This window comes from Nitrosomonas supralitoralis, from assembly GCF_003011925.2.
GTDB classification, from domain to species: Bacteria; Pseudomonadota; Gammaproteobacteria; order Burkholderiales; family Nitrosomonadaceae; genus Nitrosomonas; species Nitrosomonas supralitoralis.
Map to the genome: position 1 here is coordinate 152443 of NZ_PXXU01000001.1, position 19121 is coordinate 171563.

At 41.6% G+C, this 19121-nt stretch carries 16 protein-coding genes; 3 read left to right on the forward strand and 13 right to left on the reverse strand.

Annotated elements, in window-relative coordinates; all coding sequences use genetic code 11:
- Nucleotide 1: 1 nt before the first annotated feature.
- From C7H79_RS00580 to C7H79_RS00630, 12 genes are all read right to left on the reverse strand, one after another.
- Nucleotides 2-3820: a baseplate J/gp47 family protein gene (locus C7H79_RS00580; protein ID WP_106705346.1), complete on the reverse strand. Its 3819-nt coding sequence runs from the start codon at nt 3818-3820 to the stop codon at nt 2-4.
- A 30-nt stretch (nt 3821-3850) separates the two neighbouring features.
- Nucleotides 3851-4270, reverse strand: coding sequence for a GPW/gp25 family protein (locus C7H79_RS00585; protein WP_106705347.1), 420 nt, complete (start codon nt 4268-4270; stop codon nt 3851-3853).
- 22 nt (nt 4271-4292) lie between these two features.
- Complete coding sequence (locus tag C7H79_RS00590) at nt 4293-4592, reverse strand: PAAR domain-containing protein (protein ID WP_106705348.1); 300 nt, start codon at nt 4590-4592, stop codon at nt 4293-4295.
- 49 nt (nt 4593-4641) lie between these two features.
- Entirely contained in the window at nt 4642-6432 is a 1791-nt protein-coding gene (gene vgrG, locus C7H79_RS00595; protein ID WP_106705349.1) for a type VI secretion system tip protein VgrG, read from the reverse strand.
- 9 nt (nt 6433-6441) lie between these two features.
- Nucleotides 6442-7146 carry a CIS tube protein gene (locus C7H79_RS00600; protein ID WP_106705350.1) on the reverse strand — a complete coding sequence of 235 codons (705 nt, stop codon included), beginning with the start codon at nt 7144-7146 and terminating at the stop codon, nt 6442-6444.
- A complete protein-coding gene (locus C7H79_RS17790) occupies nt 7147-7311 on the reverse strand; it encodes a DUF5908 family protein (RefSeq protein ID WP_172592314.1) in 165 nt (54 codons plus the stop codon).
- Between the two features lie 18 nt (nt 7312-7329).
- Nucleotides 7330-7800, reverse strand: coding sequence for a phage tail protein (locus tag C7H79_RS00605; protein ID WP_106705351.1), 471 nt, complete (start codon nt 7798-7800; stop codon nt 7330-7332).
- 31 nt (nt 7801-7831) lie between these two features.
- Nucleotides 7832-8290, reverse strand: coding sequence for a phage tail protein (locus tag C7H79_RS00610; protein ID WP_106705352.1), 459 nt, complete (start codon nt 8288-8290; stop codon nt 7832-7834).
- A 71-nt stretch (nt 8291-8361) separates the two neighbouring features.
- Complete coding sequence (locus C7H79_RS00615; protein WP_106705353.1) at nt 8362-9870, reverse strand: phage tail sheath family protein; 1509 nt, start codon at nt 9868-9870, stop codon at nt 8362-8364.
- A 249-nt stretch (nt 9871-10119) separates the two neighbouring features.
- Nucleotides 10120-10980, reverse strand: a complete 861-nt coding sequence (locus C7H79_RS00620; protein ID WP_106705354.1) for a hypothetical protein — start codon at nt 10978-10980, stop codon at nt 10120-10122.
- 163 nt (nt 10981-11143) lie between these two features.
- On the reverse strand, nt 11144-11713 hold the full coding sequence (locus C7H79_RS00625) for a Pvc16 family protein (protein WP_106705355.1): 570 nt from the start codon (nt 11711-11713) through the stop codon (nt 11144-11146).
- 40 nt (nt 11714-11753) lie between these two features.
- The gene (locus C7H79_RS00630) at nt 11754-13253 is read right to left on the reverse strand and encodes a helicase HerA-like domain-containing protein (RefSeq protein ID WP_106705356.1); all 1500 of its coding nucleotides are present in this window, start codon (nt 13251-13253) and stop codon (nt 11754-11756) included.
- Nucleotides 13254-13420: 167 nt separating this feature from the next.
- Between C7H79_RS00630 and glk the strand changes: the two genes are divergently transcribed.
- The 3 genes from glk to C7H79_RS00645 all read left to right on the forward strand — a co-directional run bounded on the left by glk (nt 13421) and on the right by C7H79_RS00645 (nt 17454).
- The gene (glk, locus tag C7H79_RS00635; RefSeq protein ID WP_106705357.1) at nt 13421-14419 is read left to right on the forward strand and encodes a glucokinase; all 999 of its coding nucleotides are present in this window, start codon (nt 13421-13423) and stop codon (nt 14417-14419) included.
- Between the two features lie 81 nt (nt 14420-14500).
- Entirely contained in the window at nt 14501-17053 is a 2553-nt protein-coding gene (gene glgP / locus C7H79_RS00640; RefSeq protein ID WP_106705358.1) for an alpha-glucan family phosphorylase, read from the forward strand.
- 170 nt (nt 17054-17223) lie between these two features.
- Entirely contained in the window at nt 17224-17454 is a 231-nt protein-coding gene (locus C7H79_RS00645) for a VOC family protein (protein ID WP_242447065.1), read from the forward strand.
- A 327-nt stretch (nt 17455-17781) separates the two neighbouring features.
- On the opposite strand, the gene C7H79_RS00650 is transcribed toward C7H79_RS00645, so the two are convergent.
- The gene (locus C7H79_RS00650) at nt 17782-18312 is read right to left on the reverse strand and encodes an FxDxF family PEP-CTERM protein (RefSeq protein WP_106705359.1); all 531 of its coding nucleotides are present in this window, start codon (nt 18310-18312) and stop codon (nt 17782-17784) included.
- Between the last annotated feature and the right edge of the window lie 809 nt (nt 18313-19121).

The window sequence follows — 19121 nt, forward strand, 5'->3', positions numbered from 1 at the left end:
CTTATTCAGAAACTATAAAATTACTACCTATTTCTAATTCCCCAATTCCAGTAATCTCAGGCTTGATAAGATAATATCCATCATAGAGTTCGATAAAATGCTGCCGGATAGGCACCACAATACTCCAAGGATATAGAGGCGCAATAACCTTGACATCCGTATTAAGCTCCTGCTTATCCGCACTATCAAATAAATCAAAGTAGCCTTCACTCTTGGGTGCAATCCGCAATATCGAAAGATTAGTAACTTGATCGATATAATCCAAATTCTGGATAAAGGATTCAATATCATACTTATTGATAGTCCAACCAAAGTGACGGGAATAACCTATCGTATCTTTCCAAGGTGATAAGAAATCGGAAATAGCCTGATTCAAACGATTTAAGTATATGCCACCAAGCAAGGCGTTCTTTAACTTAACTGTGCATCGAACCTGGACTACTTCATAAACAGGATTTATCACATGAATAGTCACAAATGAAGATACAAGTTTTTTCAAAAAATCTTTTATCTCATTGATTAAATACCCATTTATCAACGGTTTCTGGGTGTTTATTTTATCTTGGGTTAAATAGGGAACAGCGACAATCAGCAAATGGCCAGGTGAAAATCTCTGGGTGGCAACGAAACCCGGATCCATGCTAGGAAAGCATTTAACTTTATAGAGCTGCGGAAATTGTTCCAGTATCAATAATTCATAATCAGCGGGTAGAAGCGCACGATTCTTATGTTTTAACCGCTCACTCATACGAATACGCAAATGATTACGCTGTTCTGCCAGTCTGCCTCCAAAAGATGGTTGAATTTGTTTGATCACCTGGATGCCAGGAATTGATTTGCGTGCGCGCACTATCGTTCCAACAGGCAGTCTTATGGTATCACCGGTCAAAATATTTCTTGAAGATCTACCGACCTCAATTGCTTGTGCATAGATAGAATAAACACTGCAAAATTTCTCTAAATCATGGTCAGCAGACACTTTCAGCCAACAATAACCTTTTTGTAGGATTGTATTGTCTTGTGTGATATCTGCTGGAACATCCACAGTGACAATACCCGACTTCATAAATCGTTGAGTAGAATCTGCTAGAATTTGTTTATCATTTAAAGCTACCCAATGATTATTAGCTAGATAATGCCACCGAATCGTTTTAAGATCAAAACGTTCGATCGGTAAGGAATTTTCACGTAAATGGAAATAGAGCGTTATAACACCCCCTTGCTGCGACATTTTCAATCCAACAAATAAGTTGCCGGAATACAAGTATTTCGGCAGTAAAGTGTTGACTTGCGCTACATTCTGAGTCAGCTCTTCCCAACCGAACGGATGAAGATAAATCACTTTCTCTTGTGTTGCAGCAATGCAGTTAGCTTCCGATCGACCAAGAGCTATCTTCGATCTTGCTTTGTAGTTGACTGAAATCGAGCTAATGATCGGCGTGTAAGGAGGATTCGGTAGTTTCCTAAACAACTTGATGTGCTTCTGTTTTGCATTGAAAGTCAGCGCTTCAGTTAATGCACTCGGATAATCACGATGACCAAATGCTTGGGTTGGCGCAATAAGTGTAAATTTAAAAAACCCTTCGGTTGTTGCTGGCGTGAAGTTTAGTTCTGTGCCAAGTTTTTGGCAATCCAAGGAATTCCAATAAGGCATGACTGAATAGCAAGACAGTGTGCTGTATTCACTTAATGCATTACCACCTTCCAATCCTGATTTTATTTGAAAAAGTGAATTTATCGCTGCTGATTTAACTTGCTTGGGCTGCCATTTGCCCTGGTTTAAAACCGAGGTGCTGACTAAAAAATCGGCATTCTCGAATCCTTCATAGCCTTGATAGTGCGTTTTAAAACCGCCAATACCTGGCGGCAGACCACTCCATTGAATCTCAATATCAAAATCTGTCAATTGCTTATTCGCAGCTTCCGGGGAACCTACAATCAGATAGGACCCTACTTCCGGTAACGGGCCAAAAGGTGCGAATGGAGTCGCGGCTGATAATTGACCATTGTTATTGTGCAACTGTAACGTTCTGCAACCTTTTACTGCTACTTCTATGTTAATCCATGCCAATCCCAGTTTGCTCAAGAAGTCATAAGCGTATAGATAATTTCTGGGATTCAAAATAAATCTGACGACCGGCAATCGTGTTTCATATCCATCACCGTGAATATCTCGATGATAGCAGGTGACCGGAGGAAAGTTTCTAGGCAGAATAAATATAATGGATAAACTATTGGTTTCCTGTTGCGCATCCATACCACTATAGGATGGAAGATATTCCGCTATATCGAGCCAGCCATTTTCAGTAGTCACGCTTATAATAAACATTTCTTTGAAGATCTTTAAAAAGATCTGCTGTTGCTGAATTTCTTTTGCAACTTCATTCGGTTCGATTGATAGCATTACGCCAGCAATTCTCTGGATACACTGTTCCAAAGTAATCGGGATATCACCGTCCGCAAAATCTACAAATTTTATCGTAATCTTGATTGTCCGCAGCCCTTCTTGCAAGCACAATGCCTTGCTGGCAACCGCAAATCCCATGCGTGCATGTTGCTTTATTATGTTCTGTTCGCCTTCTCGCGAGGCGCCAAATAGCGGATTATCTTGGATACTTTCTTGATCATCCGCGCTCAATTCAGTCTGAATGGGCACAACATTTTGCCAGCAACCACTAGCAAATTGACGCTCCGGGTTATCTGTATGATCATTCAACACCATTGGTGCATTTAATTTATTTTCTGGAAAACTTAATGCATCTCGCTTGAAAAATAGGGTATAAATCAGATTCACTTTGGCATCGTTAATTAAAGTGTCATGAAGCGAAGCATAAACAATATCTTGCTTGTTTTGATCCTTTCCTGCGAGAAATTCCGTATTGTTCGGTATCAATACCTTATGATATTTTTGGGCTGGAACAATTACTAAATAGACATGATCAGGGACTAAATCGAGTGTCTGAGCTTTTAACACCTGATCATAATAAAAATCCACATAATTCAGAGTAAAGCGATTAATTTTATTTTGTAGTTTTTGAAATAACTGCAAAAAAGCAAATAATAACCCTGCAGCAGGGTCATGTTTTTTGCTGAGTAAAGACGCGGCTAATAGCCTTGCCGCACTAGTTTGCATCATTTCTATGGCTTTAATAAGTGCGTAATAACTTGATTGAATCGGCATCGCATCACTTGTATCGATCTCAACATTAGTAAAGGCGGATTCTGTTTTGTCGACATACGATTCAACGGGCAAAGCAAAAACATTTGGAAAAACCTCTTTCAACGTCTCGGGAGCAAGATGCTCGGAAAAATATTTCCAGAGTGTGTTTAAATCTTTTCTGAGGCCAATAATTACACTTTCTAATACTTTGCGTAACTCTGTTCCTATTTCATTTTTTGAATGAGCGAGCAATTGAAGCCATCTATCCAGTAAGCTGATCACGGTGCAGGCAGAAACCATATGCTGACCAATCTCTTTGGAAGTTGCTGCGTACAATGCTTCAAATAGTCGACTACTGGGATCTGTAGCATAAGATTTGTATACCACACCGCCGGCCATTAATTTACTTAGATCTATTGCTAATATTGCTGCGATAACAACTGTTTCATCAAGAGAAAAGAATTTCTCACAGGTACCCTCTTCTTCATTTCTCAAATTATAAAACTTCATCATCTGCGCATAATCAATCACCATCGTCAACAAGGTATGAAAGCGCATATCCGCCAAATTGAAATAATCATTTTCCAACGGTTGCAATAATCTTTTTGTCTGGCTCTTCCCGTCACTAATATGCAGAAGGCAATTTACTGGCAAGTGCATGCTGAATATCTTCTATATATCAGAAAAATCTTACAATTCAACATTAGTGCCTTCCGTAAAATAAAAAGGGTAGACGATATTATGACGATTATTTGTTGCTCGCACGATATAGGTGATTTCAATATTAATCAGGCCATACAAGGTATCTTCAAGATCATCTGAATTTACACTGACTTTTTCCACCGTGACCCTGGGTTCAAAAAACAGTATGGCGCGTTTTACCAAATCAACAATGACGGTTACATTTGTTTCACTAAGTTCTTCAAAAACCATAGTCTTCAGATCGCAGCCATAGGTGGGTTGCATCACCCGCTCTCCAGGGTTAGTCGACAGCAAGATATACAAACTTTCACGAATATCTTCTTCCGCAGAAACTTTCCTCACCAATCCCTGATTATCAAACTCTGGTGGAAACCCCCACCCAGTGCCAAGAAAAGATTTATCATTCATTATTGTTTAGGCTATTGCACCATCATCCACCAATCATCACGGTCGGAAAACCGACAACAATTGTTCCTCCATGTGCCGTTGTATCGCCAATTCTGGCTGCTGGTTTGCCGCTGATCATGACGGTCGCAGATCCTTTGACGATACTGTCAGGCGGCCCAACGCAGACACATATATCCCCTATAACTGCCGCCGGTAAATTCCCAATCAATACATTGGGCACGCAAGGACCGCTAATCGGCCCGCCCACATGAGGGATGGGCGGAATGCCGGGTGTCTGCATCGGACAGATGTGCATATCGGTAATTCTTGCTGCAGGGGGCATAGCTAAATTCCTGAGAAAATATCAAAAACTTAATAGTACAAGCTGCAGTTTAATTAATCATTACAATGCCGCCTTTAACCATTGTTTGCCCACTTGCGGACAATTCGGCTGTGGCATTGCCTTTTGCACTGAAACCAACATTTGCCTGCTGATTAATATTCAAACCCTGATTCTTAATATCTGCCTGCGCCGTCAATTCAATGTTTCCAATCGCATCAAAAGTTATCTTGCCTTTAGCGCTAATTTTGATGTCTTTAGGGCTATCTATCACAATACCATTGGGATTAAGCTCAATTTTATTGGCATTTTGATCTTGCAGTAAAATCGATTTCTGATCATCACTTATTACGATTTTGTTGTTATCTGGTGTTATCAGCGTAACCACTTTCTTCTCATCATCGAATTCAAGCTTAAGCTTACTGCGCGTTACGATTGCTTTGATAAAATTATCTGCTGTCAATTCATAAGCAGGATTCTTGTTGCTGCTATACAAACTACCCAAAATAACCGGATATGAAGGATCCGCATTAAAAAACCCCAGCACGACTTCATCACCAATTTCTGGAATAAAAAAAGCACCCAGTTCCTTTGAACCATAGAAACTGACAAGTCGAGCCCAAACACCATCCGCCTCTGATTGCATAATCGGAACGGATACCTGAATTTTGTATTGACCATCTGGATCCGCGTCCAATTTTTTAACCAACCCAATCTGAAGTCCATTCACTCCCGGAACCAGACCTGACGCAAGCGGTGCTTCGGTTCGGTGTTGCTCTGTAAACCATTGCGATGCCAAACCAAACTCAATCTCTGTCACCCAATTTCCATGCTTGATTTCATGTTTTACCGCAGTCACTAGCACATTGCCATTAAACCGGTTACCTACGCCATTCAGTTCAACCAAGTCGCCGATTTTTACTTTGGCACTTCCTTGAAAAGTAGCATAACCTCTGATTCTCGCCAACCCTGATTTAATTTGTTGGCTATTAGTCCAATCCGTTAACGCCGCACTTTCTACAGGCACATGCGTCTGCAAGCGAAAATAGCTGGGCGCAATGACACTAGACAAATCTGCGGCATCAAGATCACCTTGTCCGGTTAAATGTTTCGGACCCGCTTCTTCTGTTTGTGCAGCTTGTTCGGCAAGATTCCACGAGACACCTTTGACCGTCGAAAATTGCGATGCCGCATCAAGATCTGCACTGAAAGCCATCAAGTCAGTACCATAGGTTAACGAAAGCACAGCTTCCCCGCTTACCTGAGGTGCTTTGACGCTGACCTTACCCGCATGAATAGTCACCAAAAACCCATTTGCTTCTGCTCGGGTAACAACATAATCCCAGTCAGTACAATAGTATTGCACTAATTCCTTGTAGAGAGTCGTTGTAGCATCCACATCAACCGATAATTTGCTATAAGTACTGATTATTTTATCGATAATGTCACTGTCTTTTGAGTCGATAAAGTTGGCGTTCCTCCGACCAACTGTCATAGCAACGGCACTGTCTTTACACTGAATGATCAGACGGGAAAAATTATCACCATCTATTTTTATGCCATGTTTAATAATAATGCCTCTGAAAACCTCAACCGTCTGATTTGCATAACCTGCGTTAATGGTAATTTCAGCGCCCGGCTTAAAATCATTTTTATTACTCACTGGAAAATCCGCGTTAGGCATATCCCCATCCAGCAGAATTATCTTGGCGCTGGGGATCTTGTTAACTGCATATAAGATTTCAATCGAAACTATTTGAATCGTATCGGCAATGGTTTGACCATTGCTCAAAATGATCACTGATAACACGCCCGTGCTACCCATCAAGGGGGAATCTGCCATAGACAAGCCTTAGCGTAATGGAGGGAATTGAAGCTTGATCCCTGGTTTTAAATCACGAAAATTTGTCAGATTATTGATCTTTGCAACTTCAGAATAATAAGTACTGTCCTGATAAATCCGATAACACAGCAAAGGTAAAGTATCTCCAGCCTTCACCTCAACCAAATGGGTCAAATCGGGAGATTGCATTGCTGCTTCTTTGGATATTTCTTCACTGCTCTGATATTCAATAAATGAAAGTGCAACCTTTGCTCGTAATGGTGCACCATTGGGCTTAAACAAGGTATAGTCAAATTTAAGCGACTCTAGCCGGCCGTAAAATAACAATTTCCCCCATTTTAATTGAACGATTGGTGCCTCATGCTTATTACCCAGATAGGTATAAACGACATTTTTTAATAATTCAATCTGATCCTTGACAGACATCGGAATGCTATTAGAAGAACTCCTGCCTGATTTGACAACACCGGTTCCATCCAGAACCAGATCTTTTAGAGTAATTTTTTCAGGGAGGCTTACATCATATTTAGTTTCGGCTCCGGGCTGACCCAGGACTTTATTTTTAGAATAATACAACTGAAATGCGTGCTCATATCCCGCAGGATTTATTAATGCTTTAAACTGCTTCTTCGAGCCATCAATACTTATTTTTCCATTGTTGACGGAGCAAGGAGAAATTGTTAGCAGAGCTTTAGCACCACCCCTAGCTGCCATCTAGCGCTCCTCTTTTTCTTGCAAAATATCAACTATCAAACGACGACACTCTGCCAGAACTTCTACTTTTAATACATCACGGCCCTCTGACAACTCCAGTTCCTCTTGGCATGCGCGCTGCACAATATTTGATTTAATTAATAATTGCTTGATTTCTATTGTCATTTCATACTCTTTAATATCCTAAACAATACGCTTTGAAAATGTATAACTGAAAACTATTTTTTCTATGGCAACTTCATTCTTAGTGGAACCAAAGCTCTCAATCTCCCATTTCACCGGATACGCCGAATCAAATAACCACCCACGAATAACTTCTTTATTTTCATTCATCAAAAAAACTCGAATGGCTTTTGATTCAATTGACTCTATGAAATCCATTTCCATAACAGTTTTGCACCATTTAACCAATGGCGATGTCAATGAAGCTATACCACGTTTCATTTCAAGATTTGGGTGCTTCACACCTTTAGGTAATTGATGAACAAATCTATTTTCTCCGCCTTCAATCACCGATTCCACTTCGATTTCAGAAGAAATCCCCGACACTTCTTGAAAGGAAGTATCGACTGTTTCATTACAGTCTCCAAACTTTACTTTAAAATAAAATGCTGAAGGTGGATATATTCCTGCTAATTGTTCATTATCAGTCATTTAAATCCGGTCTTTCTGTTTGCAAATTGTTTTATTTAAGGGCAATTGTTAAACCTTCGTGCACGATTTCTATGGTTTCAATCGCCACTTCATTACCTTCTGATTTTAGATCCGTACCGGTAATCTTTGTCGGCCAGGCATTTGCCAGCTTCCACACCATCACTGCACCACCGCCTTCATCCAGCAATGTGATAGTAACCGGCAACCGTTTGATCTTATTCATCTTGATCTGATCAAACCAATCCCAGAATTTATTATCGTCTTTGAAGACACCTTTTTTCATGGTGACATTACCAAATTTTTTCATTCCTGGCATTTTGATAACCGAAAACTGCGGACTATCGCCATGACGATATTTTATTTCCTCAGACTGAATGTCTAGTCCACTTACTTCTTGAAATGACATCTTTTGAGAATCCCACTTAACCTCAAAATAAAACTTGGGTACGGGCCAAACTGTCGTTGATTGACTTGATCCATCATCTGCCATAACTTACCTCGATTATATGATTAAGAAACAAACGCCTTTACCAACCTCATTTAGTTGCACAAATTCTCAAGTTAGGATTTCTGCATCTGTTGCTGGAATGTAATTTCGATAAATTCTGCAGGACGGCTCAATGCCACCATCACAGTTACCCGAAGAACACCATCCAGAATATCCTGTGGTGTCATAGTCTCACCTAGACCCACGAACACACTAAAAGCATCTTCTGGAGATGCACCAGCCAAACCACCGCGTTTCCAGATACTGGTCAGAAAATTACTGATCATGCTTCTGATGGTCACCCAAGTCGTTGACACGTTAGGTTCAAAAACAGAAGCTTTGGCTGCCAGCTTGATAGATTCTTCCAACATAATCATGGTCCTACGCACATTCACATATCGCCAATCCAAGCTGTTTCCATCCAATGTACGTGCACCCCACACCAGCGTGCCTTCCCCAATAAAAGTACGAATGGCATTAATCGACTTACCTGCGGTTGTCACATTCAAGTCTTCCTGTTGTGCATGTGTTATTTCCACCGAAGGGGAAATAACCGCATTTAAGCTCACATTGGCTGGCGCTTTCCATACTCCGCGCGAATTATCAGTCGTAGTGTAAACACCAGCCATGCCACCGCTCGGTGGTAGTAAATTGAGTTTGAGCTTGATACTTTCAATAATAGCTTTATAGACAGGAGAAACTGCCGTTAGTATCTTGTGCAGGTCATCATCTGTAGACATTTCCTCCGTCTTTGGAGTCACATTGATTTCTTTAATCTTGCCAGTAATTTCAGTTTTCTTCTTTTCATCCAAATCGGCAGTGCCTATTTCTTCATTCAATACTTCTTGTAATTTATCTAGATTTGAAATATTAGCAAAACTAAGATCACCGGCTTGCACAATAGACGTATTAAGCCAAGGATAATATGCCGCCGCAAAGTCAAGGTTATTGGTCCCAAGTTGATTGCGGAAATTCTCGATGCACTGACTATCCTGCGCTTCCTTATAGCCATTAAAAATATCCAGGATTGCAAAGCGATTCCTCATCACCTGTCCACAATGGCGCAGTGCATCCTGTTGTAAAGCGATACAATCAGAATCCTTCAAAGACATGGCATCAGGAATCACAACCATGGTTGGTTCCTGCTCTTTTAACAAAACATCAATCCCTGTGCTCAGTATATTTTTATCAATAGCTTGTTCATAGCTACCCACTGAGACAACATAACAAGCACCTCCGCCATTCGAGAAGAAAAGCATCATGCTGTGATATAAATAATATCTTGATCCCTCGGGTTTTAGAGTGTATTCCTTATTATTACTGGAGAAGTCAGATTCATCATCTTTATTGGTCGAGTCAAAATCAGCAATTTCATATTGCGTTTTAGGCGGTCTACCAAAGAAATCGTTAAATTCCAACATGGATGATATGCGCCACGCCTTATTCAATAAAGTTTTTCCTTTATTGCTGGCCTTTTCTGTATAGCCAATAAATGCGGGTACTGCGGTAGCTACTTCTACAACAGAATTAGGGAATGCATTTTTTTCAACAATGTACACACCCGGCGTTTTATATTGCCCCATAATCAGTTCCCCTTAAAATTGAAACAACAGCGGTCAACAGCGATCTTACCAATTAACTTTAACAAAGCTTTCTATTACCCTGTTTAAAATTGATATATAGCAGATTAAATAAAGTTTCTTCGATTGTTATGCAGCATACCGAGAATTACAAAGCGAGTATGTAGGAAAATTCGGAAAAAACTGAGAAGCAAGAACTCCGACAGCGCCGAGTAAGCTAGTTATTTCGTTTCTGATGCCAGGAATACCGCCTTAGTTAATAAAAATCTCCGAAATATTCTCCATCTTTCCATTCATCATTTCTCCAACTATCTGATTAATGCTTGCATTCGGCAAACGTTTGATGAGCACTTTATCTCCCATGCTGCCCGATTCGCGTAATTGCAGACAGCAGGAAGATTGTTCTTCCATCGGAATAGCTGTTGACGACTGAAGTAGGACTGCTGCACGGTTTCCTGGCATGAGGATGCTCCCTGCATTGTTGAACTGGATTGTATTGTCCAAATCGGCAATGTACACATTGCGTTTCGACAGTTCACCCAGAATGTAATATTTCCAATAGGTTTGATTGGCTGAGAAGCGAATATAAAACTTCCGGGCTGATGCAGCCAGTCTTTCAGAACACAAACCTTGCTCGTCATCGGCAATGAACATTTGCAACACAAAAGCCACATTCGCAAAATAATCTTTGCGATCCAACATTCCTTGAAACGGGTCAGCATTAGTATAAGCCCATGCTTGATCAGTAACACTGGGATCGCTATGCAGCATTTGTTTGCCTATTGCATCCCTCGTCACTGACTGATTGTTAAAATAAAGCTGATTGTTTTCTGCGGGAACGCCGGGCACTGTATAGCGAAAAAAATTAGGATCTTTGGAAAAGACTTTAAATACTAAAGACAAACCGTCCTCAGCATAAAGACGCAATCGACTCAGAGTGCCTTCTTGGTAAAAAACCGAGACGCCACTTTCGGAAAATTTTACCAGCAACCCAGCATTATTCAGTACAGCAACAGAAGGTCCTGCAGGAATAAATTCGAGTGTTTTGCAAACCTGACCTGAAAAGTAGGCATGTTCCACTGAAACACTGAATAACAATCGATACGCACCCATATTTAATCAATCCAATTTTTTATCGAGGCACCTTGAAGGCTCAGTGATTACGTCACACACAATTCAGACCGATAAAGTGAGCGTCGCCACAAAACCGCTTCACATCCATAAACTATAAGAAATGTTCAACACCCTCAAGTTACTTGTTTTTGCGAACAAGAGCTTACTGCACCGAAGGTTTAGGTTCGCTCACGAGTGGAATGCGACCAGCGATATCTTCTGCGTCAAATGCAACCATTCGCACTCGATATAGGATCGAGGGCAGATATTTCCCTCCCAAAGCACCCCATAAATTACTCAAATCCTGAATCGAAAGATTTTCGATATCCAGAATAAGTTTCTCAATCCGAGCATCCATTTCCGGCGCTATTTGACGATTAATCACATAGTTCCTTTGAAAGAAACTAATGGTGCTTGATAGGAATTTAAGTGCCTCAGAATAATGGTTGCCGGTAAAATTAGCGGTCATCATCAAGTACAAATTGAAATAAAACGGTGCAACGCTCTGCATCTCAAGTTGACGCACTTCGTGCGATTTTACTTGCCGAAAAGGAATCGCATCCTTTTCGATATTAACTAGAAAAATAACCAACTTGTTATTGACATTCGCGGCCATGCTGCCATCCATTTCCAGTAAATTGGACACCACAACCACATCTTCTCCCAAATTGTATGTACGCCGCAGATATTGATTTAATTGGGTTGCAAGAAGTTGAACGGCTAGATTAATCATGGAAGATAATGATCCGGTATGTTTTGATGTATTTGGCCTGCTAGCGTCGCTTTCTACCTAATAACGATCCAAGCAGACCACGAGTAATTTCGCGTGCGATAGACGATCCAATTGAACGAGCAGCACTTTTTGCCATGGCATCAATTACCCCTTCGCGCCGCCCTCCCCGTACTGCCGGCGAACTCGAGAATAAATCAACCAAATCTTTCAGAACACCTGCTTCTGCCGGTCGCTTCAAGCTCTCATTATCAGGCATGTTTCCAGTGCCAGTCCGCGCTAGCAATAATTCAAACGCACTCTCACGATCAATTTCCTGCTCATACACTCCAGCCACAATAGAAGATTGCAATAGCTGCTGTCGTTCTTTCAGAGTAATCGGTCCAATCTGGCTCATCGGCGGAAGTATATAAGCGCGCTCAGTTATACCCGGAGCACCGTCGCGTTCAAGAAAAGAAATCAATGCTTCGCCCACGGATAGCTCAAGGATAGCTTGTTTGATATTCAGTTCCGGATTAGGTCGCATAGTTTCAGCCACAGAATTCACTGCTTTTTGATCACGCGGAGTAAATGCACGTAATGCATGCTGAATGCGATTACCCAGTTGAGCTAATACTTTCTCCGGAATATCAAAGGGATTTTGCGTTACAAAAAAAATAGCGATACCTTTGGAACGTATCAATCTCACAACCTGTTCGATCTTCTCCAATAAAGCCGAGGACGCTGTGCTAAACAATAAGTGCGCTTCATCGAAAAAGAATACAAGTTTAGGTTTAGCACGATCTCCGATTTCAGGTAAATTTTCGTAAAACTCGGATAACATCCACAGCAAAAAGGCACTATACAATCTCGGAAAGTTTAACAACTTATCAGCAGCCAGAATATTAATAACACCTTTACCATCAATAGTCTGCAATAAGTCCTCAATGTTCAACATGGGCTCACCAAAGAATCGGTCTCCGCCTTGCTCTTCTATCTGTAACAAACTGCGCTGAATGGCACCGATTGATGCAGATGAAACGTTACCATATTGAGTTTTAATTTTATCAGCGTTTTCGCCTACAAATTGCAGCAATGCGCGTAAGTCTTTTAGGTCAAGCAACAATAATCCATAATCATCGGCTACCTTAAAAACCAGCGCTAATACACCTTCTTGCGTTTCATTGAGATTCAACAGACGAGCCAGTAGCAGCGGTCCCATGTCGGAAATTGTTGCGCGCAGTGGATGTCCATTTTTCTGCAGCACATCCCACATCGTTACTGGAAAGCCTTGCCATTCCGGAACATCCGTTTGCATCATATGCAGACGGATTTTTACTTTGTCTGTTAACGAACCGGGCTTACTGATGCCAGTTAAATCGCCTTTGACATCGGCCATAAATACCGGCACACCGATATTCGAGAAGCTTTCTGCCAACTTCTGTAAAGTAATCGTTTTACCTGTTCCCGTGGCACCTGTAATACAGCCATGCCGCGTAGACATTTCAGGCAAAAGCGCTATGTCAACTCTGTTAGTTTTGGCAATAATCAACGGTTCTATCATTTTTAATTAAGAAATACCGGAAATAAGCATTGAATGACTTATTGTATGTCAATTAATGGGAAAGAAATTGGAAACGTGCGTATCGATGTATACTGTCATATTAGTTGGCTAAAATTATTTGTCAGCTTCGTAACAAGTCTTCTGATTAATTTCCAGATAAAAAACACTTGAACAAGCAATTGATCTGTGGTGATATCGGCGGCACTAAAACTCTTCTGCAAGCAGCAGAAATACGTGATGGTCAAGCACGGGAGTTATTCTCTCGCCGTTATGACAATCACAAGTTTGCAACCTTCTCTGAAATTTTACAAGACTTTCTGAACCGAACTGGAGAGAGAAATTCTCTGCTTTCAGCATGCTTTGCGGTAGCTGGACCCGTTGTTACACAGCAGGCAAAGCTAACAAACTTGCCCTGGCAAATCAGTAGCAATGACATTTCCACCGAATTCTCAATCCCTTCTGTCAAGCTGATTAATGATTTTGAGGCTGCCGCTCTGGGCATTGAGAGCCTGTCATCTGGCGATATGGCAACACTGCAAGCGGGCCAGTCAGTTGCACATTCGATGCGTGTAGTACTGGGCGCGGGTACCGGGATGGGTGTCGCTTGGCTTACCTGGTTGGAAGGTCGCTATTTTGCAGTGCCTACTGAGGCCGGACATATGGATTTTGCTCCAACCAGCGAACAACAAATTCAATTACTTGAAACACTGCACAACAAATTCGGCCATGTATCCGTAGAACGATTGCTTTCAGGGTCAGGACTAACAAATATTTTCAAATTTCTGCAATTGAGTTCTCCGACAGCTTCAAACCTTGCACCTATCCATCTTGAAGATGATAGTGGCGCCACGATCACAACGCTCGCACTCACCCATCATCATCCAATCGCGATAAAATCCATCCAGCTATTTGCCGAGATTTATGGCGCTTATGCGGGTAACCTGGCATTGGCAGGACTCACCCGGGGTGGCGTATATATTGCTGGCGGCATTGCTCCTAAGATTATCAGTATTCTGAAGCTTGACGGGTTTATGCAGGCATTCCGGGCCAAGGGTAGATTTTCTGATTTAATGCTCGAATTCCCTGTGTTTATAATTACAAACCCGGAAGTCAGTTTGCTTGGTGCAAAACAGGAGGCTCGTCGCTTGCTCAATAGTCATAGTTGAAATTTTTACAGCTTCAGGTTTATTTTAACTTCCAGATTCTGCTGATCAACACAAAGATAATTCTTTTTAAGGAGAACATAAATGTTTCCGCGTACTGCTTTTACCATCACTGTCAATCCTAAAATTCCACCGCGCCTTAAACGTCTGGAAGAATTGGCCAATAACCTTTGGTATAGCTGGGATCGGTCCACGCGTACACTGTTTTCCCGACTTGATCCGCATTTATGGGAAGCCGTCGGCCATAATCCAAAAGCATTTCTAAAGCGCGTGGACGAATCAGCGCTCATCAAGGCCGCAGAAGATCGTTCTTTTCTTACTACTTACAATAGCATTTTGTCCTCATATGACTCTTATCACGATGCATCGACAGCACCCAGTAATGAAGGATTAGATCCGCAAGAACAGATTGCCTATTTCTGTTTTGAATTCGGTTTTCACGAAAGCCTGCCCATTTATTCGGGAGGCCTGGGTATCCTGGCAGGCGATCATTGCAAGGCAGCCAGTGATTTACACCTTCCATTTGTAGCGATTGGCTTACTGTATCGACAAGGATATTTTTCTCAAACTATCGATAGTCTGGGTAATCAGCAAGTCACCTACACTGTTTCGAACTTTGATGATTTTCCAGTCACCCCGGTATCGCGAGAGGATGGCTCGAGTTTGCAAATCAAAGTTCCCTTGCCGCATCGCGATGTCACTCTTAAAGTATGGCAGGCAAAAATAGGTCATGTCACATTATTTCTGATGGATGCCGATTTGCCGGAAAATTCTCCACAGGACCGTTATATTACGCACAACCTCTATGGCGGTGACAAAGTCATGCGTATAGAGCAAGAAATTATTCTGGGTATGGGTGGAGTGCGCATTCTACAAGCTCTCGGGATCAAACCCACGATATGGCATATTAATGAAGGTCACGCTGCTTTTATGATTTTGGAGCGCATTCACTCACTGGTACAACAAGGACTCGACTTCGCCAGCGCCTTGGAAAGTGTCGCAGTCAATACGGTTTTCACGACTCACACAGCGGTACCTGCAGGCCATGATCATTTCAGCAAAGAAATGATGCATACCTATTTTGACAATTTTTACCGCAGCCTCAATATTACACATGAAGAATTCATGGCGCTGGGCCATATACCCGGCAGTCCGGATTTCAATATGACAGCGCTGGCAATCCACGGCTCACGTACTCATAACGGTGTCAGCAAGATACACGGAGATGTTTCTGCAAACATTTGCCGGGATTTGTGGCCACAAATTGAGCCGGAAGAAAATCCGATCTCCTATGTTACCAATGGTGTTCATGTTCCTACCTTTCTTGCGCAGGAATGGTCTGATTTGTTTGATCGATATCTGGGCCATGAGTGGCGCAACAAATTGTGCGATATTGACTACTGGTCGCGCATTGACGAAATACCGAATCATTTGTTCTGGAGCGTACGACAATCATTGAAATCGCAGTTGTTTTATGGCATCCGTTCACGTATTAGCGAGCAGAACGCCAGGAATCGCGGCTCAGATGCGCATCTTGATCGGCTGTTGAAATTTGTCGACCCCATCAATCCGAACATTCTGACATTAGGTTTTGCACGACGTTTCGCCACCTATAAGCGCGCCACATTGTTATTCCATAATCTCGATTGGCTGCGAAAAATTATTCATGATCAGGAACGACCCGTACTACTTTTGTTTGCTGGCAAGGCACACCCCGCAGATGTTCCAGGACAGGACCTGATCCGGGACATCAGTCAGATTGCACATTCTCCTGAATTTGAAGGACGTCTTTTATTGATAGAGGGTTATGATTTGCGCCTCGCCCGACGCTTGGTCTCCGGAGTCGATGTCTGGCTTAACAACCCAATATATCCATTGGAGGCCAGCGGCACTTCCGGCATGAAAGCCGGAATTAATGGTGCGATTAACCTTAGCGTACTGGATGGTTGGTGGGGAGAAGGCTACGATGGAAAAAATGGCTGGGCAATCAAACCGGGACTCGAAAATATGGAAGGAGCATTGCGTGATCAGGAAGAAAGCCGGGCACTCTATGAAATCCTCCAGGACCAGGTAATTCCTCAATATTACAACCATGGCAAGCTCGGCTATTCGCCAGAGTGGGTAAGAATGGCCAAGCATTCGATGATGTCTCTACTACCTCGTTACAGCGCAACTCGCATGGTCGACGAATATGTGACAAAATTTTATCGTTCGGCCAGTCGCAAGGGCATGTCCTATGCAGCAAACGACTTTTCAGACGCAAAAATATTAGCCAAGTGGAAGACCAAAATAAAACATGCATGGCATGGTGTTACATTACGCCGTCTGGACACGCCTTGTGAGCGCATTCATTTTAATGAAAATCTGAATTTCAAGGTAGCCGCAAATCTTCACGATCTGTCCCCGGATGACGTCGTCGTTGAGCTGCTGATATGTCGCCAATTTAAAACGACCAAGCTAGGCAATTTCAATCATTTCAAGTTTGAATTCACGGGCACTAAGGATTCGCACGAACATATATTCGAACTTAAACTGACTCCGGAATTATGTGGCAAACAGGAATATTTCATTCGCATTCACCCTTACCATTCGTTGCTCACTCACCCCCTCGAAATGGGTTTGATGGTATGGCTGTAAGATGTTAATTCAAAGCATTTACTTGCCATTTAGATTCTTTATGAGCAAACATGATGAATCATAACCCCGTCGACTGGCTTGAAATTTATGTGCAAGATATGGACCGGGCCAAGCATTTTTATGTATAGGTTTTTCAAGTAAAGTTGAAACGTTTAAACAGCGCTGCAGAGATGAAAAATAGAGCTGTGGAGCTTTCCGATGAAAATGGCCAGATGGGAGCGCCTGGAGCGCTGGTTAAAATGAAAAATGGCCCCGGTGGTGGAAACGGCGTACTCATCTATTTTACCGGTGCGGATTGTAATGTTGAAGCTGAACGCGCAGTCGCTACCGGCGGGCACATTGTGCGTGTGAAAATGCCGATTGGACAATATGGTTTTATTGCGTTGATTCTTGATACGTAAGGCAATAAGATCGGCTTGTACTTCATGCAATGATAATCGCATAATCAGACTGCAAGGATATGACTTCTGATCACCAAATCTTGCTTTTACGAAGTGGCATTTTCATTGTGTCCGATCAGTTATTCTTCCGATTTATTGAAATTCAGCATTGTCGAGCTAAGCCCATCAATCCCTACCAATGCGCAACCCATTGCAATGGCAGGATATTTAACCCATTCCGATAAATATTGCTTAGTTGTATTCGAATCACGATCCCGACAATAAAAAAGCCACAGGAAAAACTTCACCTGTGACTCAAAATTACGAGTTAGAAACTAATTATAATTATTATACTGGTTGTCGGCGTCGCAATGAAAAGCCAATTAACCCTAATCCGGCTAATAACATCGCATAGGTTTCAGGTTCTGGAACTGGGGAAATATAGGAATCTATTGTATAGGAGCCCCCTTTCGATCCTAAAACAGTGCCTGTAATTTCATAATAATAGTTACCGGGTCCCAGACTGCCAAAATCCATACCTACTGATGAAGAGTCAAATGTAAAAGAACCTAAAGAGGCGTCATTAGTGTAGTTACCATCTACACTGGTTTCCTTCCATAACTGTAAGGAAGAGCCATTAATATTAAATTTTCCGAAATCATTAGTGACTGCAATAGACACGAGATCATTCCAGCTAACCAAGTTAAAGGTAAATATGTGATCAAACGAACCAGCACTGGATCCCAGCAGTACGCTTGCATGCTCAACAGGATCGTCGTGAACACCCCAATTGCCCATCACAGTCGGTGCTGCGTGAGTAACACCACTAGCCATCAGAGCTGCAGCTGCTAATAGTTTCAGTTTAAAGCTGTTTTTCATTTGAATCTCCAATAGAGTAAAATAAGAAATATATTAAGAAATCAACCGTCTTGGACTTACTTAGAATTTAATGCAGCACAGATGCCATTCTAGGTTCATTATTTAATTGAATCTATAGGAAGTTCTTCCTTATTTACTACTATATCCGTATAGTCTTGTTTAGTACAATCATCCTGACTTTATTAGTCTATATTAGATTAATCAATCAGATACAAAATATCGTTCAACGAGTTGTTGGAATCAATAATCATCAAATAATATTAACAGTCACTCTGGCATTTACAACTCCGATTGTTATTTCTTGCCAATCAATGATGATTTTGTAACGTATTGAATTATCTTTTCAACGAAAACGCGGCCAGATTTCAATTTGATCTTATGCCGTGAGATAGCCCAGTACCGCATAACTCGTCGGGCTACAGCGTTTGGTTAGCTCAGACTGAAACTTGCCAGGAGGTTATCTCTAATACTCTGACGATCCCTAATCATAATTAAGCTCATCAAAATTGAAACTTCACACTGACTCACGCCAATTAAAAACTTTCTGAACGTAAGTCATTTGTCTGACTGAAAACAGATTCACGTTTTAGAGTTTTTTTCTGCTTGATTAATACTGCTTACCTAACCCAGAAATATTATCCATCAACTGGCTTGATGGATTTTCCTGGCCAAAAAATTAAATATATCACCTTGCTCGCACACAAAATCGAGTTTTGCTCATTTCTTACAGGGACAAATTCAGGACAAAAAGCCCAGAAAAAAAGTTCAATTGTAACTTATATAAGTATTTGTTTCTGACTACCATTTAA

Coding starts and splice junctions, on each gene's coding strand:
- C7H79_RS00580 (WP_106705346.1), bottom strand. CDS start 3,820: ATGCACTTGCCAGTAAATTGCCTTCTGCATATTAGTGACGGGAAGAGC.
- C7H79_RS00585 (WP_106705347.1), bottom strand. CDS start 4,270: ATGAATGATAAATCTTTTCTTGGCACTGGGTGGGGGTTTCCACCAGAG.
- C7H79_RS00590 (WP_106705348.1), bottom strand. CDS start 4,592: ATGCCCCCTGCAGCAAGAATTACCGATATGCACATCTGTCCGATGCAG.
- vgrG (WP_106705349.1), bottom strand. CDS start 6,432: ATGGCAGATTCCCCCTTGATGGGTAGCACGGGCGTGTTATCAGTGATC.
- C7H79_RS00600 (WP_106705350.1), bottom strand. CDS start 7,146: ATGGCAGCTAGGGGTGGTGCTAAAGCTCTGCTAACAATTTCTCCTTGC.
- C7H79_RS17790 (WP_172592314.1), bottom strand. CDS start 7,311: ATGACAATAGAAATCAAGCAATTATTAATTAAATCAAATATTGTGCAG.
- C7H79_RS00605 (WP_106705351.1), bottom strand. CDS start 7,800: ATGACTGATAATGAACAATTAGCAGGAATATATCCACCTTCAGCATTT.
- C7H79_RS00610 (WP_106705352.1), bottom strand. CDS start 8,290: ATGGCAGATGATGGATCAAGTCAATCAACGACAGTTTGGCCCGTACCC.
- C7H79_RS00615 (WP_106705353.1), bottom strand. CDS start 9,870: ATGGGGCAATATAAAACGCCGGGTGTGTACATTGTTGAAAAAAATGCA.
- C7H79_RS00620 (WP_106705354.1), bottom strand. CDS start 10,980: ATGGGTGCGTATCGATTGTTATTCAGTGTTTCAGTGGAACATGCCTAC.
- C7H79_RS00625 (WP_106705355.1), bottom strand. CDS start 11,713: ATGATTAATCTAGCCGTTCAACTTCTTGCAACCCAATTAAATCAATAT.
- C7H79_RS00630 (WP_106705356.1), bottom strand. CDS start 13,253: ATGATAGAACCGTTGATTATTGCCAAAACTAACAGAGTTGACATAGCG.
- glgP (WP_106705358.1), top strand. CDS start 14,501: ATGTTTCCGCGTACTGCTTTTACCATCACTGTCAATCCTAAAATTCCA.
- C7H79_RS00645 (WP_242447065.1), top strand. CDS start 17,224: ATGAAAAATAGAGCTGTGGAGCTTTCCGATGAAAATGGCCAGATGGGA.
- C7H79_RS00650 (WP_106705359.1), bottom strand. CDS start 18,312: ATGAAAAACAGCTTTAAACTGAAACTATTAGCAGCTGCAGCTCTGATG.